The 23,553-nt window shown below is 57.2% G+C and carries 22 protein-coding genes; 12 read left to right on the top strand and 10 right to left on the bottom strand.

Annotated features, from left to right (window positions below):
• Positions 1 to 137 precede the first annotated feature (137 nt).
• From HMPREF2884_RS08470 to HMPREF2884_RS08435, 8 genes are all read left to right on the top strand, one after another.
• Positions 138 to 926 (top strand): CDP-alcohol phosphatidyltransferase family protein, encoded by a 789-nt coding sequence (locus tag HMPREF2884_RS08470; RefSeq protein ID WP_070616762.1) that lies wholly within the window; start codon positions 138 to 140, stop codon positions 924 to 926.
• Between the two features lie 11 nt (positions 927 to 937).
• Entirely contained in the window at positions 938 to 1,888 is a 951-nt protein-coding gene (locus HMPREF2884_RS08465; RefSeq protein ID WP_005506972.1) for a glycosyltransferase family 2 protein, read from the top strand.
• Between the two features lie 17 nt (positions 1,889 to 1,905).
• A complete protein-coding gene (locus tag HMPREF2884_RS08460; protein ID WP_070616760.1) occupies positions 1,906 to 3,261 on the top strand; it encodes an O-antigen ligase family protein in 1,356 nt (451 codons plus the stop codon).
• Positions 3,258 to 5,210: a lipopolysaccharide biosynthesis protein gene (locus HMPREF2884_RS09410; protein ID WP_005506968.1), complete on the top strand. Its 1,953-nt coding sequence runs from the start codon at positions 3,258 to 3,260 to the stop codon at positions 5,208 to 5,210. The genes HMPREF2884_RS08460 and HMPREF2884_RS09410 overlap by 4 nt, the downstream gene beginning before the upstream one ends.
• 66 nt (positions 5,211 to 5,276) lie before the next feature.
• Positions 5,277 to 6,509, top strand: a complete 1,233-nt coding sequence (locus tag HMPREF2884_RS09405; RefSeq protein WP_070616758.1) for a Wzz/FepE/Etk N-terminal domain-containing protein — start codon at positions 5,277 to 5,279, stop codon at positions 6,507 to 6,509.
• 206 nt (positions 6,510 to 6,715) lie between these two features.
• Complete coding sequence (locus HMPREF2884_RS08445) at positions 6,716 to 7,198, top strand: UDP-N-acetylglucosamine--LPS N-acetylglucosamine transferase (protein ID WP_005508881.1); 483 nt, start codon at positions 6,716 to 6,718, stop codon at positions 7,196 to 7,198.
• Positions 7,199 to 7,476: 278 nt separating this feature from the next.
• Complete coding sequence (locus tag HMPREF2884_RS08440; RefSeq protein WP_070616757.1) at positions 7,477 to 8,187, top strand: glycosyltransferase; 711 nt, start codon at positions 7,477 to 7,479, stop codon at positions 8,185 to 8,187.
• Positions 8,188 to 8,435: 248 nt separating this feature from the next.
• Complete coding sequence (locus HMPREF2884_RS08435) at positions 8,436 to 8,933, top strand: DUF2505 domain-containing protein (RefSeq protein WP_005508885.1); 498 nt, start codon at positions 8,436 to 8,438, stop codon at positions 8,931 to 8,933.
• A 169-nt stretch (positions 8,934 to 9,102) separates the two neighbouring features.
• Here HMPREF2884_RS08435 and HMPREF2884_RS08430 read toward each other — a convergent pair whose 3' ends face one another.
• The 7 genes from HMPREF2884_RS08430 to rfbB all read right to left on the bottom strand — a co-directional run bounded on the left by HMPREF2884_RS08430 (position 9,103) and on the right by rfbB (position 16,213).
• Positions 9,103 to 9,600, bottom strand: coding sequence for an FAD synthase family protein (locus HMPREF2884_RS08430; RefSeq protein ID WP_005508886.1), 498 nt, complete (start codon positions 9,598 to 9,600; stop codon positions 9,103 to 9,105).
• A 530-nt stretch (positions 9,601 to 10,130) separates the two neighbouring features.
• A complete protein-coding gene (sufU, locus tag HMPREF2884_RS08425; RefSeq protein ID WP_070616754.1) occupies positions 10,131 to 10,601 on the bottom strand; it encodes a Fe-S cluster assembly sulfur transfer protein SufU in 471 nt (156 codons plus the stop codon).
• Positions 10,602 to 10,666: 65 nt separating this feature from the next.
• On the bottom strand, positions 10,667 to 11,965 hold the full coding sequence (locus tag HMPREF2884_RS08420; protein WP_070616752.1) for a cysteine desulfurase: 1,299 nt from the start codon (positions 11,963 to 11,965) through the stop codon (positions 10,667 to 10,669).
• 186 nt (positions 11,966 to 12,151) lie between these two features.
• A complete protein-coding gene (gene pth / locus HMPREF2884_RS08415) occupies positions 12,152 to 12,739 on the bottom strand; it encodes an aminoacyl-tRNA hydrolase (protein ID WP_005506954.1) in 588 nt (195 codons plus the stop codon).
• 187 nt (positions 12,740 to 12,926) lie between these two features.
• Positions 12,927 to 13,547, bottom strand: a complete 621-nt coding sequence (locus HMPREF2884_RS08410) for a 50S ribosomal protein L25/general stress protein Ctc (RefSeq protein ID WP_005506952.1) — start codon at positions 13,545 to 13,547, stop codon at positions 12,927 to 12,929.
• Positions 13,548 to 13,790: 243 nt separating this feature from the next.
• Positions 13,791 to 15,215, bottom strand: a complete 1,425-nt coding sequence (rfbD, locus tag HMPREF2884_RS08405; protein WP_070616750.1) for a dTDP-4-dehydrorhamnose reductase — start codon at positions 15,213 to 15,215, stop codon at positions 13,791 to 13,793.
• Entirely contained in the window at positions 15,215 to 16,213 is a 999-nt protein-coding gene (rfbB, locus tag HMPREF2884_RS08400) for a dTDP-glucose 4,6-dehydratase (RefSeq protein WP_044142793.1), read from the bottom strand. Before rfbB ends, rfbD begins: the two co-directional genes overlap by 1 nt.
• 74 nt (positions 16,214 to 16,287) lie before the next feature.
• Between rfbB and rfbA the strand changes: the two genes are divergently transcribed.
• The 4 genes from rfbA to HMPREF2884_RS08380 all read left to right on the top strand — a co-directional run bounded on the left by rfbA (position 16,288) and on the right by HMPREF2884_RS08380 (position 19,992).
• Positions 16,288 to 17,148, top strand: a complete 861-nt coding sequence (rfbA, locus tag HMPREF2884_RS08395) for a glucose-1-phosphate thymidylyltransferase RfbA (RefSeq protein ID WP_012904014.1) — start codon at positions 16,288 to 16,290, stop codon at positions 17,146 to 17,148.
• A gap of 96 nt (positions 17,149 to 17,244) precedes the next feature.
• On the top strand, positions 17,245 to 18,717 hold the full coding sequence (locus HMPREF2884_RS08390; RefSeq protein WP_070616748.1) for a tyrosine-protein kinase domain-containing protein: 1,473 nt from the start codon (positions 17,245 to 17,247) through the stop codon (positions 18,715 to 18,717).
• A gap of 112 nt (positions 18,718 to 18,829) precedes the next feature.
• Positions 18,830 to 19,687, top strand: a complete 858-nt coding sequence (locus HMPREF2884_RS08385) for a nucleotidyltransferase family protein (RefSeq protein WP_070616878.1) — start codon at positions 18,830 to 18,832, stop codon at positions 19,685 to 19,687.
• Positions 19,684 to 19,992, top strand: a complete 309-nt coding sequence (locus HMPREF2884_RS08380; protein WP_070616740.1) for a PqqD family protein — start codon at positions 19,684 to 19,686, stop codon at positions 19,990 to 19,992. The genes HMPREF2884_RS08385 and HMPREF2884_RS08380 overlap by 4 nt, the downstream gene beginning before the upstream one ends.
• An 83-nt stretch (positions 19,993 to 20,075) precedes the next feature.
• On the opposite strand, the gene HMPREF2884_RS08375 is transcribed toward HMPREF2884_RS08380, so the two are convergent.
• From HMPREF2884_RS08375 to HMPREF2884_RS08365, 3 genes are all read right to left on the bottom strand, one after another.
• Positions 20,076 to 21,323 carry a glycosyltransferase gene (locus HMPREF2884_RS08375; RefSeq protein WP_070616739.1) on the bottom strand — a complete coding sequence of 416 codons (1,248 nt, stop codon included), beginning with the start codon at positions 21,321 to 21,323 and terminating at the stop codon, positions 20,076 to 20,078.
• Positions 21,324 to 21,335: 12 nt separating this feature from the next.
• Complete coding sequence (locus tag HMPREF2884_RS08370; protein WP_049338780.1) at positions 21,336 to 22,283, bottom strand: glycosyltransferase family 2 protein; 948 nt, start codon at positions 22,281 to 22,283, stop codon at positions 21,336 to 21,338.
• 64 nt (positions 22,284 to 22,347) lie between these two features.
• Positions 22,348 to 23,397, bottom strand: a complete 1,050-nt coding sequence (locus HMPREF2884_RS08365; protein ID WP_070616737.1) for a glycosyltransferase family 4 protein — start codon at positions 23,395 to 23,397, stop codon at positions 22,348 to 22,350.
• Between the last annotated feature and the right edge of the window lie 156 nt (positions 23,398 to 23,553).

Raw genomic sequence — 23,553 nt, 5'->3', positions numbered from 1 at the left:
TCTATATAGTGGTGTATGTGAAAAAGGGACCAACCACCTCTTTTTTCGCGTGCGGGACTTCCGGACTTTCTCGCAACCGCCCCGAAAGGGAGTAATTCACTCTCCTTCACTCCTCTCACCGATTAAAAGGAATGTGCATGTCCACCTCTGAGGCACCTCACACCCCAAACTCCGCGCCCGCATCGGGATTTTCTGCGAAGTTTTCTCACACCCTGCGCTCTCTTGAAGCAGCGCAGAAGCCTGGCATTGGCGTTCCCGCCTACACCCGCTGGGTCAACCGCCGAGTAGCACGCTACTTCGCTGCGGCAGCTGTCGCACTGGGCATCACCCCCAACGGCGTCACCGCTATTTCCGCCGCATGTTCCGCAGCAGGCCTCGTCGTTCTGATTACGTGCCCGCCCAGCGTTGGTGTAGGTATCTGCGTTGCACTACTCTTCGCCCTCGGTTACGGCCTGGACTCTGCTGACGGTCAGGTTGCTCGCGTGACCGGTGCGTCCTCCCCCGCCGGTGAGTGGCTCGACCATGTGGTCGATTCCATCCGTGTGCCCTCGGTGCACATGGCAACTCTGCTCTCTTTCCTGCTGTACCCGGCACACTATTCCTTCACCGGCTCTAGCGCTTTCAACGGCTGGATCATTGCGATGCCCATGATTTTCACCGCTCTGACCGCCGGTCACTTCATGAGCCAGATTCTGGCTGAACAGCTGCGCAACAACCGCAAGACCGCAGCACCGCCCACCGGTGGCCCCCTGCGCTCCTTCATCAACCTGCACATGGACGCTGGCACCCTCTGCTGGATCTACATTTTTGTTGGCTTCGGCCCCGTATTCGTCATCGTCTACGCGCTGCTTCTGCTGGCTAATGCCGCAACCGTCCTGCTGTCCATGCGTCGCAAGTACGTTAGCCTCGCGACCCCCGCTGAGTAAGGAGAATCCCAATGATGCACTTCACCTCTCGCAACCCTGCTGTTTCCGCCGTTATCGCGACCAACGGCAAGCGCCCCGAGCTGCTGCGCGTGGCTGTCCGCTCTATCCTTGAGCAGAGCTACCGCGGTTTCGTTGAAGTTGTTGTCGTCTTTGACCGTGTTGAGCCCGACCGCCTCGAGGATATTGAGGTCGGCGAAAACCGTGCCCTGAAGATTGTCTCCAATACCCGTTCCGGCGGTCTGGCTGGCGGCCGCAATAGCGGCATCATCGCCTCCAGTGGTGAGATGATTGGCTTCTGTGATGATGACGACTACTGGATGCCTTCCAAGCTCACCCAGCAGGTTGCTCTCTGGCGCGAAAACCCCGAAGCAGCCGCTATCTCTTCGGGTATTACCGTGCGTTCCGGCGGTCAGGACATCGTGCGCCTGGCGCCCGAGCGCGCGACCTTCGCTGACTTCCTGCGTTCGCGCATTACCGAAATTCACCCCTCCGCAATGCTGTACTCCCGCGAGGATCTGCTCGGCGTTGACGGTCAGCCCGCCCGCATCGGTCTGGTCGATGAGGAGTTGCCCGCCGCCTACGGTGAAGACTACGACCTGCTGCTACGCGCAACCCGCCACGGCGATGTGCTGAGCGTGCCCGAGCCGCTGATTCTGGTGCTCTGGGACCGTCCTTCCTTCTTCTCTGGCAAGTGGCAGTCCATGGTTGACGGTCTGAGCTACATTCTGCGTAAGTTCCCCGAATTTGAGCAGGACCCCAAGGGCCTGGCACGTATTGCCGGTCAGATTGCGTACGCTCAGGCGTCTTTGGGCAACAACAAGGAGGCGCGCGCGTACGCTCGCTCCGCTCTGCGCCGTGACCCCAAGCAGCTTCGTGCTTGGGCAGCATACGTTGTATCCACCGGCATTATTAAGCCCGCTACGCTTCTTGATCTCGTCCAGAAGACCGGTCGAGGTCTCTAACCAGGTATCGCACAGACATGGTTTCCTCTTCCGTTCTTTCTCATCCGGGTGCTTCGCCTGTTGCGCTGAAGGATTCCGCAGGGTCGGCTAGTACGCCGCCCAGCGGTATTCTGCGTGCCCGCGCGCGCATCCGTCCGATGTCGACAGCGCAGAAGAAGCTCCCCGCATGGCCTCTGCTGGCGTTGCTGTATGGCTTCCCGGCGCTGTGGGCTCTGGGGCTGCTTCAGATTGCGCCGCTGGTACTGGCAGCGATCATGCTTTTTTACCTCATCATTCGAGGTAATGTGCGTGTGCCCGGTTCCCTGTGGGTGTGGGGCGCATTCTGCGTATGGGTTGTTGTTGCGGCACTTGCTCTGACCCGTTCCACCGACATGATTGGTTGGGGTCTGCGCTTTGTGAACATTCTCAGCGCCGGCATTTACGCCCTGTACTACTACAACGCGCGCTCCTCTATTAGCCTCAACAGGTTGTTGGGTGGTCTGGCGACTCTGTGGGTGACCCTCATTGTGCTGGGTTATGGCGGCGTTCTCTTCCCCGAGTTCCGTCTGCGTACCCCGATGAGCTTCATCATGCCTTCTGGTTTCATGCAGAACCCGCTGGTGCGTGACTATATGCTTCCTCCTCTGGCGGAGGTTCAGCGCCCGTGGGGTGCACCTGAGGCGTATATTCGCCCCTCCGCACCGTTCCCCTACGCGAATAGTTGGGGTCTGGCGTACACCCTGCTCACCCCGGTGATGCTGGCGTGCCTGTTGCGTCTGCGTTCCATCTGGCTGCGCGTTGCGTTGCTCATCGGTATGGCTCTTTCTACTGTTCCGGCAATTGCGACTAGTAACCGCGGCATGTTTATTGGTCTGGGTATTAGCGCAGCATATGTTTTGCTGCGTCAGTTCCTGGCAGCTAATTGGCGTGCTGTAGGCATGGGTGTTGCAGCGATTGCGGCTGTCATCGTGGCACTTTTCGCTTCGGGTACTGTGGACAATATTCTGGGCCGTCAGGATTACTCTGACTCGACCGGCGGTCGTGCGGCGCTCTACCGTGCTACCTGGAATGCGACCTTGGAGTCCCCGATTATCGGTTATGGCACTCCGCGCATGGAACCGAGCATTGGTGTGTCGATGGGTACCCAGGGTTACCTGTGGACTTTGATGTTCTGCTTCGGTTTCGTAGGTCTGGCACTATTCGCACTCTTCATGATGTGCACTGTGGCAAGCGGCGCACGAGTGAAGACCTCCTCCGGGTACTGGTTGCATAGTGTGCCGATGGCGTGCTGCGTTGTCTTTATTTTCTACAGCTTCGATATTGCTCAGCTGACGATTCTGATGCTCGCTTCGATGGCGTGCATGCGTTCCATTCGGGATGGTGAGGGGCTATGACGAAGGATCAGTCCCCTCGTGGTTTAGATACCGCTTCGGTTTCGTCTTTTGATGATGCGTATTCGATGGGTGGTCATCCTAGCCGTCGTGCGCGTCTGCGTGAGAGCGGCGAGTATGTGGATCCGGTAGTGGAACAGTCTGATTCTCAGGCAGAGTCTTCTGCTGATGAGTTTGCTCCCACGGTGGATGACATCCGTTCCGGTCGTTTTCCTGCGACCACGGCGCTGTCGATTGTGCCTCCCGCTCAGGGCTTTGCTCCTGAGAAGTCGCTCTCCGATTCTTTGGAAGCGAGTTCTTCGGGTACTTCGACTGCTGGTTCTTCGGAGGCAAGCTCTGCCACTGTGGTGGGCGCTCATCTGCCCGGTTCTCGCAGGACGGCATCAGCTACTGTTGAGTCTGCCGATTCGAAGGCACAGACCGATAGTGCCTCAGCGAAGGATGCTCCAGCGAAGAAGGCTCCTACGAAGGGTAAGCAGCCCAGCCTCGCGAAGAGCGGTTCTCTCGCTTCTCTGTGCGTGATGTACGGTGCCGGTATCGCGTTCGTGACCACGATGGTGGTGTCGAATGGTATTGGTGCTGAGGGTTCGGGCGAGTTTTTCCGTCTGATGGCGTTGTTCGCGATTGCGATTTCGCTGGTGACCTTCGGCGCGGATACGGGTCTAGTTCGTACGATGAGCGCTCAGCGTGCGCTGGGTCGTTACGGCGTGTTGCCGCAGCTGATTCGGTACGGTCTGATTCCTGCGCTGATGACTTCGGTGCTTCTGGTGGCGGGTGTGTACATCTACACCGAGGTTGTGCCGATGGCTCCTGAATATCAGTCGGCTATGCGCGTCAGTTCGGCTTTCGTTCTGGTTGCGGCGCTGATGACGGTGTTCTTCGGCGCGCTGCGTGGTCTGCACCGAGTGGTGACCTTTACGGTCTTGCAGAATGTTCTGCTTCCTACTCTGCGTTTTGCGGCTGTGGGTTTGGTGGTTCTGTTCTCGGGCCAGCTCATGGATCTGGTGTATGCATGGACTGTTCCGGTGGCAATTACTGCGGTGGTTGCTTTGTGGCTTTTGGAGCGGGCGTTCCCCAACGAGGAGCATGTGGAGGTTCTTCCTTCTGAGGATTCTCCGACTGAGACGTTCCGTTCGTTCTGGGGTTTCAGCTCTGCACGCGGTGTCGCTACCGTTGTGGAGACGATCCTGGAGTGGATTGACGTGCTGGTGGTGACGGCGTTCTTGGGTGCCGCTGCCGGTGGTATCTATGGTGCTGTGAACCGTTGTGTTCGTGTGGGCACCATGATTGAACACACCGGTCGTGTGGTGACTGGCCCGTCGATTAGTGCGGCGTTGGCGACCCGTCAGCTGGACCGTGCTCGAGAGATTTTCTTGTCGACCACTCGTGTATTGACTGCTCTGTCGTGGCCGTTCTACCTCTCCCTGGCGTTCTTTGGTCCCGTGCTGTTGCATTTCTTCGGTAAGGGCTTTGAGGCTGGCGCCGGTATCCTCTGGGTGATTTGCCCGGCGGCGATGCTGTCGATGAGTGCCGGTGGCGTGCAGTCTGTTCTGCTGATGAGCGGTAAGAGCCGCTGGCAGCTGTTGAACAAGCTCTCCTCGCTGGTGGTGGCTGTGACTTTGAACTTCACGCTGGTTCCGGTTTGGGGCCTGTACGGTGCAGTGACGGCGTGGGCATCGGCTCTGCTGATTGATACCTTCCTGGCGAGCTACCAGGTATTCCGTTTGGTGGGTATTCGCGCTTCGGTCCGTGAGATGGCTCCTTCGCTCTTCTTGGGCGCGGCTGTTCCGACGGCGTGTGCTCTAGCGTCTTTGGCCGTTTTGGGTCAGAGCGTGCTGGGTGTCATCGTGTACGTGGTGCTGCTGGTGCCGGTGTACGGTGCGGTGCTGTTCCGCTTCCGCAAGGCACTCGGCATTGAGCGTTTCCTTTCCGCCCGCCGAGCGAAGTCTTAGCCTTCCGCTTCTTCTACGTTTTTCTCCGATATTTAGTGTCCGTTTCTCTTCCTCAAGGATGTCCTCATGGATAACACCTCTCATTCCTCCTCGGTTACCCTTGGCAGCCAGGTACGTCGCATTTTCCGACACCGTCTGCTGATTCTGCTGTCAGTCGTGGTCTTCGCTGCGGCGGGTGCCGCCTACGGCTACATGACCAATAGCAAGTACACTTCTAAGGCTTCGCTGGTTGTTTACCCGCTGGTGGTTGATCCCGCCGGTACCGGTAGCGCTAACTCCGCGAAGGTAGATATTGCGACCGAGTCTCGCGTTGCGTCCTCTCGTGAGGTTGCGCAGAACGCCGCGAAGTCTCTGATTGCTAATGGCGATACCCTTTCTGAGGCTCAGCTGACCAGCCGCCTGATGAACTCCGTCAAGGTGACTGGCACCTCCCAGACTGCTGTGCTGGATATTGAGGTAACCCGCCCCAACGGCACGGAGGCTGCACGTTACGCTAACGCTATGGCAAACGCGTACCTGCAGGTTCGTTCCGAGTCTCTGAAGAGCAGCGTTGATTCCGCTCTGCACCAGATTGATGAGCAGATTTCTGGCCTCGAGGGTGATAACAACCGTGCGGCTCTGCTCTCTCAGTTGCAGGATCGTCGTGCTCAGATTCAGCTGACTTCTACTACCGGTGGCCGCGTGATGAGCGAGGCTCAGGTTCCTTCTTCTTCCTCGGCTCTTGGCCCGGTGAAGATGGGTATTGTTGGTGCTGTTGCAGGTCTGCTGATTGGTGCCGTACTGGCTTACGGTCGTGACCGTACCATGCGTCACGTTGGTTACGCTGATCGTCTGGAAGATGCTGGCATCCCCGTTCACGAGCTGGGTTCCACCTCTGAGGCGAATGACGCGTTCATGCTGCTGCGCACCATGGGTGCTCCCGACGGCGATGTGAAGAGCGCTGGTGCTTCCGGCGTTGTCATTCTGCCCGGTACTGACCGCGGTGTTGAGCACCTGTACCAGATGCTGCAGCGTGTTCTGCCTACCGAGTACGCACGTTTCACCGATTACGCTTCGGTTCGTGACGCTCTGACCCGCCACACCCCCGAGTCGCTGGTTGAGAAGAGCGAGACTCCTCTGGTGATTAGCCTGAGCACCGCTACTCCCCTGTCGACCCAGCTGCGTTTTGTTCAGGCTGGCGGCGTGGCTCTGGTTCCGGTGACTGCGGCTACTTCTCTGCAGCAGGTTCGTGAGCTTTTCGCTCAGCTGGATCAGCTTGAGGGCGTGAACGCTCTGGCTGTGTTCCTGGATCGCGAGTAATCAGACCGCGAGTACTCGGGGTTCTGTTGATGGATGCCTCGCCTCTGTGCGGGTTCGTCCTTCGTCCTTGAGCTTAGGGTGCGGTGGTACCTGCTGAGGTGGATCTATTGTGATAGGTCTGTTGATGCCGGTTCCGCCGGGCCCGTCAGCTCACCCTTATCTTCTCTTCTTATTTTTCTCTTGTATTGGGGCTTTAGGAGAACACTATGACTGAGTCAACTTCCTCTCAGGCACCGAAGAAGAAGCTTCTGCTGGTTTCTAGCAGTGGCGGACACTTGAAGCATCTGACAGCTACTTCTGCTGCGTGGCAGGATTATGACCGCGTGTGGGTTAGCTTTAAGCAGCCCGATGTTGAATCTTCTCTCGCTGATGAGAAGACCTATTGGGCGTATTACCCGACCACCCGAAATATTAAGAACGCTATTCGTAATCTGTTCTTGGCATTTCGTATTTTCCCGAAGGAATGTCCGGATGCGGTTGTTTCTGCGGGTGCAGGTGTTGCTGTTCCTTTCTTTGTTGCAGCTAAACTTTTTGGCGTAAAGACTCTTTATATTGAGTGTTTTGACCGCCCGACTCTGCCGACGATGACCGGCAAGATGTTGTACACCTTTGCTGATCGAATTATTGTTCAGAGCGAGGAACAGCAGAAGAATTTCCCTGATTCTCGTGTGATTCATCCCATTTTCTAAGAGTGATGAATTTATCCTGAAAATAGCGTCCTCGCGTGTGCTGAGGGCGTTATTTTCAGGGTATAGTATTTATTAATACATACAGATACGCATAAGTCGTGCGCTCCACTGTGGACTCACCATCCAAGCGAACTAACCACTCGCCAGAGAAGCGTATGCGGAGATTACTCACCATTTTCTCCGGCACGACGCCGCCGCGTATACCAATGATGCCCTCCGGATTTTTTGCGTCAGGTATACGGGGTTACTACCGATAAATACATAGAGAGGAATAGGCGATGTCTATTCAGAACTTCCCCCACGTCAGCGTTGATACTTCCAAGTTCGACCTGCCCGTATTTACCCCTGCCGTCGCGCCCGTTCGTATTCCTACCAAGACTTACGATTTGGTGGTGTCCCTCGGCACCGACGTTCACACTTTTGATCGTCTTCTGCGTTGGGTTGAGGCTTATCTTGAAGCTCACCCCGAGGTCACCTGCCTCGTGCAGCATGGTCACACTGCGCCCATTAAGCACGCAGACAACCTCAAGCTTCTTCCCGCCTCCGAACTGCTGGACTACTACGCAACCGCGCGCGTAGTGCTGGTTCAGGGCGGCCCCGGCTCCATCCAGGATGCACGTCGCACCGGCGCTCTGCCCCTGGCTGTTCCGCGCCGCGCAGAGTTCGACGAGGTCGTTGACAACCACCAGGTCCCCTTCACCACTCTGATGGAGAAGCGCGGCCACGCTGTTGTTGTTGAGAGCCGCGAAGACCTTTTCGCTAAGCTGGATCTTGCTCTGACGAACCCCTCCCTGTTCCGCACCGCTGAGCCGTACGTATCCACCCCGGAGATTTCTGCCGCACAGCTGAGCGAGGAACTGCAGGATCTGCTTGCTGGCAAGACCCACCGTAAGGATTCCTTCTGGGGTCGCCTGAAGCAGGCTGCTCGCGCACACCGTGCGGGTAAGGCTGAGATGGCTCGCATCGACGCGATGGCTCCCAGCGCCTAAAAAGCTTTAGCTTTCTAAATCCCGCATCCTTAGTGATGCGATGTGGGAGCCGCCCGAAGGTGTTTCCCTCATTTTTAGACCGGCATGCGAATCCTCCAACCACCCTGTGAGAGGCTGTGGATGTTTTCCCTTGTTCACGGCATATTCTCAGGTGGATTCGCGTCTTTACATTGGTTGCGAAACCCCGCGCACCGTATCCTTAGAAGGGATAATGCGCGGGGTTTTCGCGCACTACGAAAGGAACAATTATGGCAGTTCAGGAATCGACCGTTATCAACGCAAACGTTGAGCAGGTTATCGAGGCATTCTCCAGCGAGGACTTCGCACGCTTCGTCTGCTCCGAGGTTGGCGTTGAATTCGGCAGCTTCTCCGTTTCCGGTGACACCTCCGCAGAGTTCACCGCAACCACCGAACGTACCGTGCCCGCTGAGCGCGTGCCGGACATCGCTCGTAAGTTCGTCGGCAACGGCGTAGCTATGACCCAGGTGGACACCGTAAGTGCACCGGCTGCTGACGGCTCCCGCACCGTCTCTACCGAGGTGAAGGTTAACGGCGTGCCCGTGTCCGCTCAGGCTACCCAGCACCTGATTCCCGAGGGTGACAAGACCCGTCTGGACGTCAACGGCGAGGTTTCCTGCTCCATCCCGCTGGTGGGCAAGAAGATTGCAGCCGCTGCTGAGCCGCAGGTTGGCCGCGTGCTGAAGGTTCTGGGCACCTCCGCTGAGAAGTGGCTGGCACAGCGCTAAAGCCTATTTAGACGCTCACCTTTGAGGTGTAGCTGATATACGGCTAGATACGCCAAGATACAGAGGATCCCCGTCGTAAGTAATTACGGCGGGGATCCTCTGTTCTTTATGGGTCTCTACGAGCTCTAGAGCCCTGATAAGGACGTATGAGCATTAGGAGGCGACAGCGTTAGGAAGCGACAATCGCCTCGGAGTATTCGCGCTCACCGAGCAGTTCGGCGAAGCGGCGCATCTCTACGCGCAGGTCGTGCTCTGCTTCGAGCAGGTCAACGACCTTGCGCAGCTTGGTGCTGGAGGTGTGCTCGGTGTAGGGGAAGTAGTGTACTTCCACGCCAACCTCTGCGAAGCGTGCTTCCAGGGCGTTACCCTTGTCAGTGCCCTTCCAGTCGTCGCCTTTGAAGAAGACATTGAAGGGCTTCTGCTTCCAGGTTTCGAGCTTGTCGGGGGTGGTTTCGACGTGCACTTCGTCCACGTAGTCGATGTGGCTGACGATGGCGGCACGCTCTTCGATGGGGATGACGGGGCGGCGGCCCTTGGTCACTTCCAGAACGTCATCGTGCACGACGCCTGCAATGAGGTAGTCGCAGTTTTCCTTGGCCTTGCGGAGAATCTCGAGGTGGCCGTAGTGGAAAAGGTCGTAGGCGCCTGCGGCGTAGCCAATAATCATGGGGCTTCCTTGTGGTTGGTAGCGGCGATGGGTATTCCGGTGTGGTTGAGGTACCAGAGGGGTGAGAAACATATCCGCGGTCTGGGGTGAGAGCCTAAGAATAAGTGAAGAATGTGCAATATTGAGAAAATATTTTCTTATTATTGCCCTATTTCTTCTCGCTGTCATCTCAGAGTGTGCGGGTCCGAAAAGAGTTTCTCGAGGGTGCTGGTTGGGCGCCCTTCGTCCTTTTATTTTACCAGTCACCTTTTTGGAGGAAAAAGAGAAAGATATAAAAATGAGGCGGACACAGTGTAGTATCCGCCTCATATTTTCTATACGTCGCTTGAAATCAAAGAAAGCTTATATAGATAAACAATTAACCGCTAGATTTTAGCGAAGAGTTTTAGCCAGTATTTTCTGCACGCTTTGACCGCATATGCTTACGTTCTTGTGCAATATTTTAGGTTCAGTAGCCATTCGGTATTTTCGATTGGCGTTCAAATACTAGCTACTCCCCCACCGGTTCAGCCTACCTTCTCAGCAAAGGTTTAGTTCTTCGCAGTTGCTTCCTTAGTGGCTTCCTCAACGGCAACCCAGGAGAGCATCGCGCACTTCACGCGCGCCATGAACTTCGAAACACCGGAGAATGCAGCCATATCGCCGTACTCTTCTTCGTCCAGGGTCACCTTGCCGCGCGAGCGCAGCATCTCGCGGAACGCATCCACGTGGCGCTGAAGCTCGGAGGTCGTCATGCCAGGAGCCATTTCAGAGAGCACAGAAGCGGCAGCCATGGAGATAGAGCAACCGTCGCCTTCCCAAGAGATCGACTCGATGGTCTTCTCGCCATCCTTCAGTTCATCAGAGAGCACCACACGCAGGTTGATTTCGTCACCGCAGGTGGGGTTGTACTGGTGGTTATCGGCACTTGCGTGACCGGCGGGTACCTCTACGAGGTGCTCGCCGCTACGCTGCTTAGAATGCTCCAGAATAATTTCCTGGTACAGGGATTCAAGAGACACAGTGTTCTTCTTCCGTCAGTTGGTATGTCTGAAAATTCGGGGCGTTAGCGTCTAACACGCCTGTTTTAGAAGCCGAAGTAGGGGCGTACCTCGGCGAGTGCCTTCAGGAAAGCGTCCACATCTTCGGTGGTGTTGTAGATGTAGGTGGAGGCGCGGGTCGAGGCAGTCACGCCGGCGCAGCGGTGTAGCGGCTGGGCGCAGTGGTGACCCACGCGCACGGCGATGCCCTGAGTGTCGAGTAGCTGACCCACATCGTGCGGGTGTACACCCTCGATGGCGAGAGCGACCAGGCCGGCACGCTTGGTGGGATCGGTGGGGCCAAGCAGTCGCACGCCTTCAATCTTCTGAACGCCCTCAACGAGGCGAGCGCCCAGTTCGTGTTCCCACGCCTCAACGTTCTCCATGCCCAAGTGCTGCAGGTAGCACACAGCAGCAGCGAAAGCGACCGCCTGCGAGACACGCTGGGTGCCGGCCTCAAACTTGATGGGGGCGGGCATGTACTCGGCGTCCTGCAGACCCACACGGGTAATCATGGAGCCGCCGGTCAGGAAGGGCGGCAGGGCGTTCAGCAGCTCTGCGCGGCCGTAGAGGGCGCCAATACCGGTGGGTGCCAGCATCTTGTGGCCGGAGAACGCCGCAAAGTCGACGTCCAGGGCGTGGAAGTCTACGGGCATGTGCGGCACGGACTGGCAGGCGTCCAGTACAACGATTGCGCCGTACTTACGAGCCATAGCAACCATGCGGGGCACATCAGTAATTGCGCCAGTCACGTTCGAGACGTGGGTGAACGCCACGATGCGGGTCTTCTCGTTGATGATGCCCTCGGCTGCCTCGTAGTCGAGCTGACCGTCCTCGGTGGAGGGGATGTGGCGCAGGGTTGCGCCGGTTCGCTGAGCAAGAATCTGCCAGGGAATGAGGTTCGCGTGGTGCTCAATCTCGGTGGTGACAATTTCGTCGCCAGGGCCCAGTGCGAAACGCTCAGCAGCCGGACCGCCGATACCCTGAGAGGCGTTGCCAATGGAGTAGGCGACCAGGTTCAGCGCCTCGGTTGCATTAGAGGTCCACACGAGCTCTTCATCAGTGGCGCCAACGAAGTTCGCAACGGTGATGCGCGCGTCCTCGAACAGGTCGGTTGCCTCAACCGCGAGGGTGTGTGCGCCACGGTGTACAGCAGAGTTAGCGTGCAGGTAGAAGTTACGTTCAGCGTCGAGCACCTGAAGCGGTTTCTGACTGGTCGCCCCCGAATCCAGGTAGACCAAGGGGTGCCCGTTGACCTCAGTGTTGAGGATCGGGAAATCCTGGCGAAGCTGGCGTACGAGGTCGTCGCTCAGCGGGGTGTTGGCGGGGGTGGAGTATTCAGCCACGGGTACCTTCTTCTCTCGCTCATACGCTCCACGGGTCGGGTATTTTCCCGTCGTGGAGCGTATAACGTCATTCTTTTCTAGCTTATTCCCTCACCGGGCTCTTGCATAGTTAGGTAGAGCCTAGTTCACGCATCAACCCACACCATGCATTGCCCAGTTCAGCGCATGCCCAGTGCGGTCTTATGCTTAGGAGCCTGCGCCGTGGTAGCGCTGCTGGGTCGCCAGCAGGCCTTCCTTCACAAGCATCATGGTTGCGTCTGCAGCGTTCGAGATGAGGAAGGGCAGGTCCTTCGCTTCGGTGCTGCTGAAGGGCTTGAGCACGAAGTCTGCGGTGTCCATGCGTCCGGGAGGTCGACCGATGCCGGTGCGCACACGGTAGTAGTCCTTGGTGCCCAGTGCCTTGGTGATATCGCGCAGACCGTTATGACCGCCCTCTCCCCCACCAATCTTGAGCTTAATGGTGTCGAAGGGGATATCGAGTTCATCGTGCACAACAATGATATGGTCGGGGTCGATACCGTAGAACTTGGCGACGGCGCTGACCGGGCCGCCGGAGGTGTTCATGTAGCCGAGAGACTTCATGAGGATGACCTTGGGGCCACCAAAACCGAGGCGCCCCTCCACCACAACCGCGGAGGCCTTGGAATGCTTCTTGAAGCTGCCGCCAACTTCCTTGGCGAGCTCGTCCAGAACCATCTGACCAATATTGTGGCGGGTTTTCTCGTACTCCGGGCCCGGGTTCCCCAGACCAACAATGAGCCACGCATCAGACATATCTTCGCCCTTTCCACGGCGCTGTAAAAGGTTTTTTAGAAAATTCATGGACTACACCATTCTATGAGTATGGCCCGCTACCACCTCAGAAGAGAGGTAGCGGCGGGCCATCCACAGATCACTGTTGCGCTAGGCGCAGGGCGCGGTCTTAGTGCTTTGAGTTATCTGAGTCGTGAGCTTCGCCAGCCTAATCTGATTCCTCGGAAGCTTCAACGATGTCACCCTCGGGTGCGTTTTCGCCTTCTTCACCGGGCTCGGGAACGTCGAGTTCCTCGGGCTCAGAAACGTTAACGATCAGCAGTTCAGCGTCTGCAACCAGGGTTACGCCTGAGGGCAGTTCAACATCTGATGCCAGAACGTGAGCGCCAGCTTCGCGGCCTTCGATGCTCACGGTCAAAGCTTCGGGTGCCTTCAGTGCGTCAGCTTCAACCAGAAGAACGGTTTCTTCCTGGTTAGCAACGGCGCCAACAGCGGGCTCGCCTTCAACGTGTACAGGAACCTCGATCTCAACGCGCTCGCCGCGCTTAACGGTCAGCAGGTCGATGTGCTGCAGTTCGGGGCGGATTGCGTGACGCTGGATGTCCTTGATCATTGCGAGGTGTGATTCACCTTCGATGTCGAGGTCGAGGATAGCGTTGGGGACGCGGGCAGCCAGGGTGGTTGCGTGGCCGGGGAGTACTACGTGCTTGGGCTCTTCGCCGTGGCCGTAGATGACGGCGGGGATGTCGCCTGCCATGCGGATGCGGCGCGCGTAGCCCTTGCCGAAGTCGCTACGTACGGTAGCTGAAATTTTGATGGTATCTGACATGAGTCGTCCATCCTTTCTTGGTTAGAAGTGATGCGCCAAGTGGAATAGGGACTGGCGCCAGAAATCTCTTTCCAACCAGCCACCGTCAGTTACGGACCTACACGTTTCGTGTATTCCACCGCCTTGGCCAAGACAATATTGTACAGGTTCCCGGCTCTTCTTCAAGGGCCGGGAACCTGTGATATGGCGCTTTTCACGCCTTTTATGCTGTTATCAGCAGATATAGGACCAAATCCTAGAGGATTAGGAACCCATTTCTGCAAGGTAGGCGGCGAGCGCCTCGCGGTGATTGCGCGGGGTGAAGCCTGCAGCAATCAGCTTGGACAGGTCCATTGCCGAGTTCGTCGGACGGTGAGCGAAGAGCTCAGCGTTGGCGAAGTATTCCTCGGTGGTGGTGTCGCTGACTCGTGCCGGGTCGTGGCCGGTGCCTTCGTACACTGCACGAGCGAACTGTGCCCAGTTGATGACTTCACCGGTGTTCGACACGTTGTAGGTGCCGTATTCAGCGCCGGAAAAGAGCAGGTGCAGGGCAGCTGCTGCCAGGTCCTGGGTGAAGGTCGGGCGGCCCCACTGGTCGGCGACCACGGACGGGTCGATACCGCGCTCAGCCAGGGATGCCATGGTGCCAACGAAGTTCTTGCCGGCGCCAACAACCCAGCTGGTGCGCAGGGTGTAGTGCTTACGCCATGCGGCGGCGGCAACCTCACCGGCAGCCTTGGATGCGCCGTAGACACTCAGCGGTGCCAGGGGGTAATCCTCCGGGTATTCCTCGCCCAGAGGCAAGGAACCGTCAAAGACGTAGTCGGTGGATACGTGAACCAGCGGCAGGTTAGCTTCTTCACAGATGGAGGCAAGAGCGCTCACGCCCAGAGCGTTAGCTGCCCAGGCGTCGCGGCGACCCTCGGGGGTTTCTGCCTGATCCACTGCGGTGTACGCTGCAGCGTTAATGACCGCGCGGAAGGAGCGCCAGCGGAATGCGTCACGCCACTGCTCGGGCTTGCCCAGGTCGAGGCGGTCGCGATCCACAGCCAGGAAGGGTACGTTCTGCTCGGTGAGCTGGCGAACCAGCTCGGTGCCGAGCTGACCGCCAGCGCCAATAATCAGGATCGGGTCGGCTTCCAGGGGCTTGATCTCGTTCAGACGCGGGTGGTTACGGTCCTTCTCGGAGAGCTCTGCCTTCGCCAGGTCGATAGGCCAGTCGATTGCGACGGTCTCATCGGCAAGGTTCAGGAAGCTGTAGCCGGATACTGCATCCGCCGACCAGTGGTCGTTCACCAGGTAGGTGTAGGCGGTGTTCTCTTCCAGGGTCTGGAAGGAGTTACCCACGCCGCGAGGCACGAAGATTGCGGTGTCCGGGCCCAGCTCCACAGTGACGACCTTACCGAAGGACTCGCCAGCACGCAGGTCAACCCACGCACCGAAGATACGGCCGGTCGCAACAGAAACGTACTTATCCCACGGCTCGGCGTGGATACCGCGGGTGGTACCTACCGAAGCATTGAACGAGATGTTGTTCTGCACGGGGTTGAAGTCGGGCAGACCGGCTGCGACCATCTTCTCGCGCTGCCAATTTTCCTTGAACCAGCCGCGGTTATCGCCGTGAACCGGCAGGTCAATGATGAGCAGGCCGGGAATCTCGGTTTCAGTAACCTTCAATTCCTTGGTCATTACTGGCCAGCCTTTGCGTACTTTGCCTCAACCTCAGCCTTCAGGGGCTCCCACCAGCCGCGGTTGTCGGTGTACCACTTAATGGTGTCGGCAAGACCGGATTCGAAGTCGGTGAACTTCGGCTCCCAGCCGAGCTCTGCACGCAGGCGGCTACCGTCGATTGCGTAGCGCAGGTCGTGACCGGGGCGGTCAACCACGTGCTCGAAGTCGTTCTCGTCCTTGCCCATAAGACGCAGGATGGTGCGCAGAACGGTGATGTTGTTCTCTTCGCCGTCTGCACCGATGAGGTAGGTTTCACCAATCTTGCCCTGCTCCAGGATGCGCAACACAGCAGAAGAGTGGTCGGATGCGTGAATCCAGTCACGAACGTTCAGGCCCTCGCCGTACAGCTTCGGGGTCAGACCCGAGAGGATGTTAGTGATTTGGCGGGGAATGAACTTCTCGATGTGCTGGTAGGGGCCGTAGTTGTTGGAGCAGTTAGAGATGGTTGCTTCAATACCGAAGGAGCGGACCCATGCGCGCACGAGCAGGTCGGAGCCTGCCTTGGTGGAGGAGTAAGGGGAAGAGGGGTTGTAGGGGGTGGTTTCGGTGAACTTTGCCGGATCGTCCAGCTCGAGGTCGCCGAAGACCTCGTCGGTGGAGATGTGGTGGTAGCGAGTGCCGTGCTTACGGACTGCTTCCAGAAGACTGAAAGTACCGATGAGGTTAGTGTGGATGAACGGTTCGGGGTTGGACAGGGAGTTGTCGTTGTGCGATTCCGCAGCGTAGTGGACAACAGCGTCTGCCTTGCCGACCAGTTCGTCGGCCAGCTCGCGGTCAGCGATGTCGCCTACGACGAGCTTGAAGCGGGATTCGGGAAGACCCTCCAAAGACGCAGCATTTGCGGCATAGGTCATCTTATCCAGCACAGTAATAGTGTGATCAGTGTTATCGATGAGGTGGTGAACAAAGTTCGAACCAATAAAACCGGCACCGCCGGTAACAAGAATGTGAGCCATACGGTAGATTTTACCTGGCTAAACAGTGATTTTTATGCCTCAACAACGAGATAAACATGACACAATAAGAAGTTATGAAGGGAATTATTCTTGCCGGCGGTACCGGAAGCCGTTTGCACCCTATCACTCAGGGTATTAGCAAGCAGCTCACTCCGGTCTATGACAAGCCGATGATTTACTACCCGCTGTCCACTCTCATGCTGGCGGGTATCCGCGATATTTTGATTATTACCACTCCTGCCGATCAGGAGCAGTTCCAGCGACTGCTCGGTGACGGTTCCCGTTTCGGTATTAATCTCGAATACAAGGTGCAACCTTCCCCGGATGGTCTTGCACAGGCATTTATTCTGGGTGCCGATTTTATTGGTAACGACCCTGTAGCACTTGTGCTCGGTGACAATATCTTCTACGGCCCCGGTCTGGGCACTCAGCTTGCCACCTACGAGCAGAAGGACGGCGCAACCGTCTTCGCTTACCGGGTTGCTGATCCTCGCGCTTACGGTGTGGTGGAATTCGACGAGAACTTCAACGCACTGTCCATCGAAGAGAAGCCTGAGAACCCCAAGAGCGACTACGCTATTCCAGGTCTGTACTTCTACGACTCGAAGGTTGTAGAGTATGCACGTCAGATTAAGCCTTCTCCGCGCGGTGAGTTGGAAATCACTGACCTTAACCGCGTCTACCTGGAACAGGGTAAACTGAAGGTTGAGGTTCTACCTCGCGGCACTGCGTGGCTCGATACCGGAACCTTTGATTCACTCGCTGATGCCACTAACTTCATCCGCACTGTCCAGAGCCGTCAGGGTCTGTCGGTTGGTTGCCCGGAGGAAATTGCGTGGCGCCACGGTTGGCTCTCCGATGAGCAGTTGCGCGACATTGCTACCCCCCTCGTCAAGAGCGGTTACGGTAGCTACCTGCTCGGATTGCTCCGCTAATAAACACCAGGGGATTTCCGTATCCCTTCACCGCCTGCAACAACACTCCACTTTGCAGGTACACTAACTCAAACTTTCTGGAGTATTCTCACTACCATGACCATTTTGGAATTTTTCCGCACCACGAGGGCTAACCTCTGGCTGCTGATCATTGGCATCGTTGTCGGTGCCGCAGCGGGCTTCGGCTATGCCTCTCTCCAGCCGAAGGTCTACGCTGCATCATCCTCGGGCTACGTGACCGTGGGCGAGTCCGGCACTGTGGATGTCCTCTCGGGTTCTTCCGCCGCTAAGGAACGCGCTCGCTCCTACGCAGCTATCGTCTCCTCCGAGGCCGTGGCACAGAAGATTAAGCAGAACAACCCCGAGCTCTCCCTGACCACCGGTCAGATTCGTGCGAGCCTCACCGCAACCGCAGGTGACAACGCTGCACTGATTACCGTGAGCGCGCAGGCTTCTTCCCCGAAGAACGCACAGCTGCTCGCTAACGGTGCACTGCAGGCTACCGCCGACTACATTAAGGAAATTGAGCAGAACCCCGGTAACGCTCAGGCACTGGTGAACGGAGAAAACACTGGCGCATCCCCCACCACCAGCAACACCGTCCGTGTGATTCCGCTGAACAACGCAAGCGTGAACCCGCCGCTGGTGGCTCCGAACTACCAGCAGAACGTACTCGTTGGTGCCGCTGCTGGCCTGGCGCTGGTGTACCTGGCTATCTTCCTGCGCCGCGCACTGGATCAGCGCATCCGCACCCGTGACGACGCTACCAAGGCAACCGGCGCAAGCATCCTGGGTGTTCTACCCGTCAGTGATGACCTGAGCGAAGAGAACATCGTTAACGGTGACACCGACGACCACATCGCTCAGGAGTCCATCCGTCAGCTGCGTACCAACCTGCGCTTCGTGAACGTTGACACTCCCCCTCGTTCGTTCATCGTCACCTCCGCGGTGCCCGGTGAAGGTAAGTCGACCGTGTCGCTGTCGCTGGCTCGTGCAATGGCTGACGCAGGTTCGCCCGTCATCCTCATTGACGCCGACCTCCGCCGCCCGACCGTGGCTAAGAAGCTGAAGCTCGACGCTAAGGTTGGTCTGACCCAGGTTCTGGCTGGCCAGGTTGAGATTGCTAACGCTGTACACCAGCTAGGCGATTCGAACCTCTTCGTCCTGCCCGCAGGCCGCATCCCCCCGAACCCCTCCGAGCTTCTGGGCTCGGATAAGATGCGCCAGCTGATCAACGAGCTCTCCGAAGAGTTCATCGTGGTCGTCGACGTTCCGCCGCTGCTGCCCGTGACCGATGCTTCGCTGCTCTCCCACTCGGTGGATGGCGTAATCCTCGTTGGTTCTATCGGTCGAAGCCACCGTGAGCAGATGACTGAGGCTGCAAGCACCCTGAAGAAGGTCAACGCTAACCTCTTCGGTATGGTTCTGAACCGTGCACCCCGTAAGGGCCTGGGTAACTCCTACTACGGCTTCGGTTACGCAAGCTCGTACGTCGGTTACTCCACCTACTACGGTTACAGCAAGGACGGCGACAAAAAGTCGTCGAAGAAGTCCTCGGCTAAGAAGTAATAACGTAATTAGCGCCCTAAATCATAGGGAGCGACTTAGGGCGGGATGGGCAGTATTTTCTGCCCATCCCGCCTTATACTTATCTGGTATACATGTGCACCGAAAGGCTATTGTGACCACTCACTCACCCAATACCCCGGAGCCGCAGACCACTCCTCTTGCGGCACGGATTCGGCTTGCGCACGCCTACTTCCAGCGGATTGCCGACATGCATTCCATCGATATTCTGCATGTCAAAGGCTACGCTTTCTCCCAGGAAATTTACCGCAAGGGCAGGTACAGCTCCGATGCCGACCTGCTCGTCCGTCCCTCTCACGTGGACCGCTTTGTAGAGATCCTTCTGGCAGATGGATGGCGTATCCAAGCCCACTTCGAAACAGGCTCTGTCTTCGAGCATGCAATGACGCTCTACCACGCTTCGTGGGGTCTGACTGATATTCATCGTTTCTTCCCCGGTCTAGGACGCCACGGCGACTATGAGAAGGCGTTTGACCGTATCTGGGCGGCGCGTAAGACCCGTATGATCGCTCACCGTCCCTGCGTTGTACCCTGCGATCTGGATGCGCGTCTTCTCGTGGTACTTCACCGTGCCCGCGCAGCGTCACGCTACAGCGCTGATATTAACTACTTGGTCTCTCTGCTCTCCTACAGTGATTGGGAGCGTCTGCGAGCCCGCGCGGAAGAACTTGACTCCTCCCTCGCATATAGCGCGGCCATGGGCGGCTTGGAGCAGTATCGTGGCGACCGCGACTACCTGCTGTGGCTGTCGGTCTCGCAGGACGTCTCCCACTATATTCAGTGGATCGGACGCCTGCAATCAGCAACGACCCTGCACGATAAGCTACGCACCCTCAAAAATATTTTCTTTGTGAATAAGGACCATTTGGCGATGCAGCTGGGACGCACCCCCACTAAGGCAGAGATACGTGCAAAGTTCTTTGAGCGTTTCGGAATCAAGGTGAAAAAATGAGCAATCCGGTAGATTCCCGTCAGACCGTATACGGCATCCCAGAGAACATCGCGTACGTTCATTCTGAAGAGTTCGCTAAGTACTCCCCCACGGCAACTTATCTCGCGAATCTTGCCAACGGTGAGCTGTCTGTTCTTCAGGATTCTGCCTCCATTATTTGGAGTATTTTTGAGGACCCGATGTCTCTGCAGGATGCTATCGCTGAGCTCTGCGAAATGTATGAACAGCCCATAGAGACCATGGGACCACAGATTGAGGGTTTTATTCCTGAACTGCTCTCCAAGGGGCTCTTAGAAGCCCGCTAAGGCCCTCAGAACGAATAAAGAAGGCGGGGCGGTAGAACTTATATAGTTCTACCGCCCCGCCTTCTTCTATGGGCCGAGCTCTTTTAGTCTTCGGGCAAAGCCTGCACGTAGGTCTTCAAGCGGCTGATAAAACGAGCCTCCGAGAAACCGTCAACGTGCTCACGGATATAGTCCGCGTCCCAGTCGTCCGGGTTGAAAGCCTTAAGAGCTTCCACCAGCTGCTCCACGGTCGGCTGGTTGATGAACATGCCGGTCTTGCCTTCCTGAATGGTATCCAGGAAGCCGCCCGCACGGTAGGCAATCACGGCCTTACCACTAGCACCCGCTTCCAGCGGAGTAATACCGAAGTCCTCATACGAGATAGCCAGCAGTGCCAGGCAGTGACGGTACGCGTAACGAAGCTGCGCGTCTGAAACACCCGAAGCAATACGAACAGTCGGGCCCGCAAGCGCTTCCAGACGTTCCTTCTCCGGACCGCGGCCAATCACCAGCAACTTCTTACCCAACTCATTGCAGGCTTCAACAGCCTTATCAACATTCTTGTAGGGCAGCAGGCGAGAAACAATCAGGAAATAATCGTCCGATTCGGTGAACTCTTCCAGACCCGGAATAGGCTCAACCGGTGCGGTGGTGTCTACCGAGTGCGGCGGGAAGAAAATCGGAACATCCTTCTTGCCGTACACGTTCTCGATGCGCTTCTTAATCACGCTCGCGTTCGCCACATACACCGCCGAGCGGTGAGCCGCCCAGTGATCCCACAACATCAGTGCAGGACGCAGGGTTTTCAGCAGCAGAGGTACGGGGCCGGTACTCTTCTCGCCCAGGTACTGATCGCTCAGGTACAGCCAACGCGCGGGCGAATGGCAGTAGATGAACTTGCGGCCGGCGAAGTTGAAGCCGTGCGCCCAACCGGTCGTTGATACCACAGTGCGCTCAGCCGGCACCTTCATGAAAGAAGAAGCAAACGGCAGAATCGGCAAAGCCATGCGGTGGTTACGGCGCAGATAACCAATCTTGTTCAGCGGGCTGGTTATAATCTTCGCGTCTTTGAACTCGGGGAAGGTGCCCTCCGGGTCGTACAAAGTCGTGTAAATCGGTGCATCCGGGAACGCACGGTGCATTGCCAGCACAACACGCTCCGCGCCGCCGCGCTGAGTCAGGTAGTCGTGGGCAATTGCGATCTCTTCAGTAGCCTCAGGTTTAACCAGCGGCACGTAACGGCGCACCAGGCGGCCAAGCTTCTTGAGGCTCTTCGGGATATCCGCGAGCACCGCGTCGGGGTTCTTCGGCCCGGTAAACGGAGCGGAGGTCAAGAGCTGAGTGAGTGACATTTTCTTTTCCTCCTAGAAAACTTTCTGAGCTCGCTCAGGATAGTGAATACCGGCGTAAGATGCAGCCTCAACCTGCAAAGCCACAAGCTTCTCAGCCGCCTTAGCCGGCAGGTTGAGCAGAATCTTATCGCTCGCATCCCCCAGAGCCTTGATGGTCTTCTCGGTGGTGAAACGAGCGAGGGTCTTGACCAAGAAACCCCAGGGACCGGTCGGGTTCGGGGCAGGGTGCGCCGCATCGCCGTGCTTACGCACGAAGATGGTGCGAGCAGAACCCGAGTGCAGGGCACGCAGGGCACGCACCGCAGTGGTGGTAGCCTCAGCATAGTGCTTGACCTCAACCTCATCAGAGATGATGATGCGGCCACCAGCGTCATGGACCATTTTGCCCATGTCTACGTCTTCCCACCCGTAGAGGCGGTACGCAGGGTCGTATCCGCCAGTACGGTCAAAGTACTCCGCAGAGATAGAAGAGTTGCCGTTCCAGTACAGCCAACGGCCTTCTTCAGCTACGCTGAGGGCTCCCTCTTTGAATCGGGCATCGCGGAAGTTACCGTACACACGAGAATAGGGAGTGTCCGGGTACACGTTCTTCAAGGTACCAATCACACCGTCATAATCACGGTGCAGGCGAATCTGCGCCTCGACATAGTCAGCAGCAGGCTCAAGATCGTCATCGCAACGGATGAGGATATCCGCATCAGCCGCACGGTGACCAGCGTTCAGCGCTGCCACACGACCGCGGTTCTCCTCGAAAACGATCTTGGTCAGGTTCAGCTTGCCTTCCGCAATATAGCGGTCAAGCACAGCTTCGCTGTTGTCAATATCGCCGTCGAGGACCACGATAACCTGGAAGTCCTTCTCGGTCTGGGCGGCAAGCGCATCCAGCGGGTAGTGCAGAATATCTGCACCACCGCGAGAGGGGATGATAACCGCAGCCTTGTAACGGTGGGTAGTCGTCATAATTTTCCTTCGGGTTTGAGTGAGAGGATATCCGTTGGGAATGATTTATAGGGTTAGAAGCACCTTAGCGGATAAAACGTTCCAGAATCTCACCAACACGGACCTTACCTGCTTCAGGCGAGTAATTCTCCTGCCAACGCCAGAACAGCTCGGAGGTACGTTCTGCCAGCTCTTCAGTCTCTTCACGGATTTCCTGACCCAGCTTCTCAATGGCCTGAGCAAGTACCTGCGGCTGGTTCACCGGGACGATGTAGGGGTAGGAGCCGTTGCCGCCCACGACCTCCATCAAGGGTGCAGCGTCGCTGATAACGACAGGAATGCGTGCGCTCATCGCTTCAGCAACCACAAGGCCGAAAGACTCTTCAGCACCCGCCGAGGGGACAACCAGCATGTCAATGTTAGAGAACAGGCGGTCCGGAGTGGTCCAGCCCAAGCGAGTGCTGAACGGTGCGACACGGGCCAGAGCAGTCTCAACCTCAGCACGGCCCTCTTCAGAAGCGAATACAGGCTCGCCACCGATGATGAAGTCGTAGATAATCTCGTCCTTGTTGAGGATACTCAACGCCTCGCACAAAGTAGGAATACCCTTAGCAGGAGTCAGACGACCCAAGAAACCAACACGCAGACGACGATCGCCAACGTGATGGTCCAGCTCAGTTGAGACACCGTTGACCCAGTTAGCGAAAACCTCGCTACCAGGGCATGCACGTGCGACGTAACGGCTAGGCACCAAAGTAACCGATGCATTACGACGAGCGAACGGTACCAGCTTGGCATTGATACCAGTAGCGTACTGATGCAGGTGTACGATGCGGTTCTTACGGCCACCCGTTGCTACTGCGGGAACCAGACCATTGCACCAGAGCAGTACGTCCTTGTTCTGGGCATGCCATGCACGCAGAGCAAGCATGTACTGTGCGCGGTTCTTAGCAGGCAACATAATGCGAGGGAAACCCTCATCCGCGGCAGCTTCCATGAGTTGCTTCGGTTCCGAGGGGCCCACAATGGTGACCTTGTACCCAAGGTTACGGGCTGCGCGGGCAATGTTCAGAAGCATGACCTCGCCGCCACCAATATCACCGTTATTGGTAGCAATATACAGTTCTTTCTTCATTGTTCTACTCCTAGAGCAATTCACAAGGGGAAGGGGATATTGTTCTTCTACAGAACCGTCTAGGTTCCCCGGATACGTCAGAACAAGGCGCTCCAATAAGCGTTGCGCGCTATGCTCAAGACATAGAGAAACTACCTGTCGAGGCAGAGGATACAA

The organism is Rothia sp. HMSC073B08, from assembly GCF_001812975.1.
GTDB lineage: Bacteria > Actinomycetota > Actinomycetes > Actinomycetales > Micrococcaceae > Rothia > Rothia mucilaginosa.
The sequence above is the reverse complement of the archived record's forward strand: the minus strand, read 5'-3'. Positions and strand labels throughout refer to the sequence as shown.

Excerpts from the sequence above, each read along its gene's own strand:
- HMPREF2884_RS08470 (WP_070616762.1), top strand. The coding sequence starts at position 138 with ATGTCCACCTCTGAGGCACCTCACACCCCAAACTCCGCGCCCGCATCG.
- HMPREF2884_RS08465 (WP_005506972.1), top strand. The coding sequence starts at position 938 with ATGATGCACTTCACCTCTCGCAACCCTGCTGTTTCCGCCGTTATCGCG.
- HMPREF2884_RS08460 (WP_070616760.1), top strand. The coding sequence starts at position 1,906 with ATGGTTTCCTCTTCCGTTCTTTCTCATCCGGGTGCTTCGCCTGTTGCG.
- HMPREF2884_RS09410 (WP_005506968.1), top strand. The coding sequence starts at position 3,258 with ATGACGAAGGATCAGTCCCCTCGTGGTTTAGATACCGCTTCGGTTTCG.
- HMPREF2884_RS09405 (WP_070616758.1), top strand. The coding sequence starts at position 5,277 with ATGGATAACACCTCTCATTCCTCCTCGGTTACCCTTGGCAGCCAGGTA.
- HMPREF2884_RS08445 (WP_005508881.1), top strand. The coding sequence starts at position 6,716 with ATGACTGAGTCAACTTCCTCTCAGGCACCGAAGAAGAAGCTTCTGCTG.
- HMPREF2884_RS08440 (WP_070616757.1), top strand. The coding sequence starts at position 7,477 with ATGTCTATTCAGAACTTCCCCCACGTCAGCGTTGATACTTCCAAGTTC.
- HMPREF2884_RS08435 (WP_005508885.1), top strand. The coding sequence starts at position 8,436 with ATGGCAGTTCAGGAATCGACCGTTATCAACGCAAACGTTGAGCAGGTT.
- HMPREF2884_RS08430 (WP_005508886.1), bottom strand. The coding sequence starts at position 9,600 with ATGATTATTGGCTACGCCGCAGGCGCCTACGACCTTTTCCACTACGGC.
- pth (WP_005506954.1), bottom strand. The coding sequence starts at position 12,739 with ATGTCTGATGCGTGGCTCATTGTTGGTCTGGGGAACCCGGGCCCGGAG.
- HMPREF2884_RS08410 (WP_005506952.1), bottom strand. The coding sequence starts at position 13,547 with ATGTCAGATACCATCAAAATTTCAGCTACCGTACGTAGCGACTTCGGC.
- rfbD (WP_070616750.1), bottom strand. The coding sequence starts at position 15,215 with ATGACCAAGGAATTGAAGGTTACTGAAACCGAGATTCCCGGCCTGCTC.
- rfbB (WP_044142793.1), bottom strand. The coding sequence starts at position 16,213 with ATGGCTCACATTCTTGTTACCGGCGGTGCCGGTTTTATTGGTTCGAAC.
- rfbA (WP_012904014.1), top strand. The coding sequence starts at position 16,288 with ATGAAGGGAATTATTCTTGCCGGCGGTACCGGAAGCCGTTTGCACCCT.
- HMPREF2884_RS08390 (WP_070616748.1), top strand. The coding sequence starts at position 17,245 with ATGACCATTTTGGAATTTTTCCGCACCACGAGGGCTAACCTCTGGCTG.
- HMPREF2884_RS08380 (WP_070616740.1), top strand. The coding sequence starts at position 19,684 with ATGAGCAATCCGGTAGATTCCCGTCAGACCGTATACGGCATCCCAGAG.
- HMPREF2884_RS08375 (WP_070616739.1), bottom strand. The coding sequence starts at position 21,323 with ATGTCACTCACTCAGCTCTTGACCTCCGCTCCGTTTACCGGGCCGAAG.
- HMPREF2884_RS08370 (WP_049338780.1), bottom strand. The coding sequence starts at position 22,283 with ATGACGACTACCCACCGTTACAAGGCTGCGGTTATCATCCCCTCTCGC.
- HMPREF2884_RS08365 (WP_070616737.1), bottom strand. The coding sequence starts at position 23,397 with ATGAAGAAAGAACTGTATATTGCTACCAATAACGGTGATATTGGTGGC.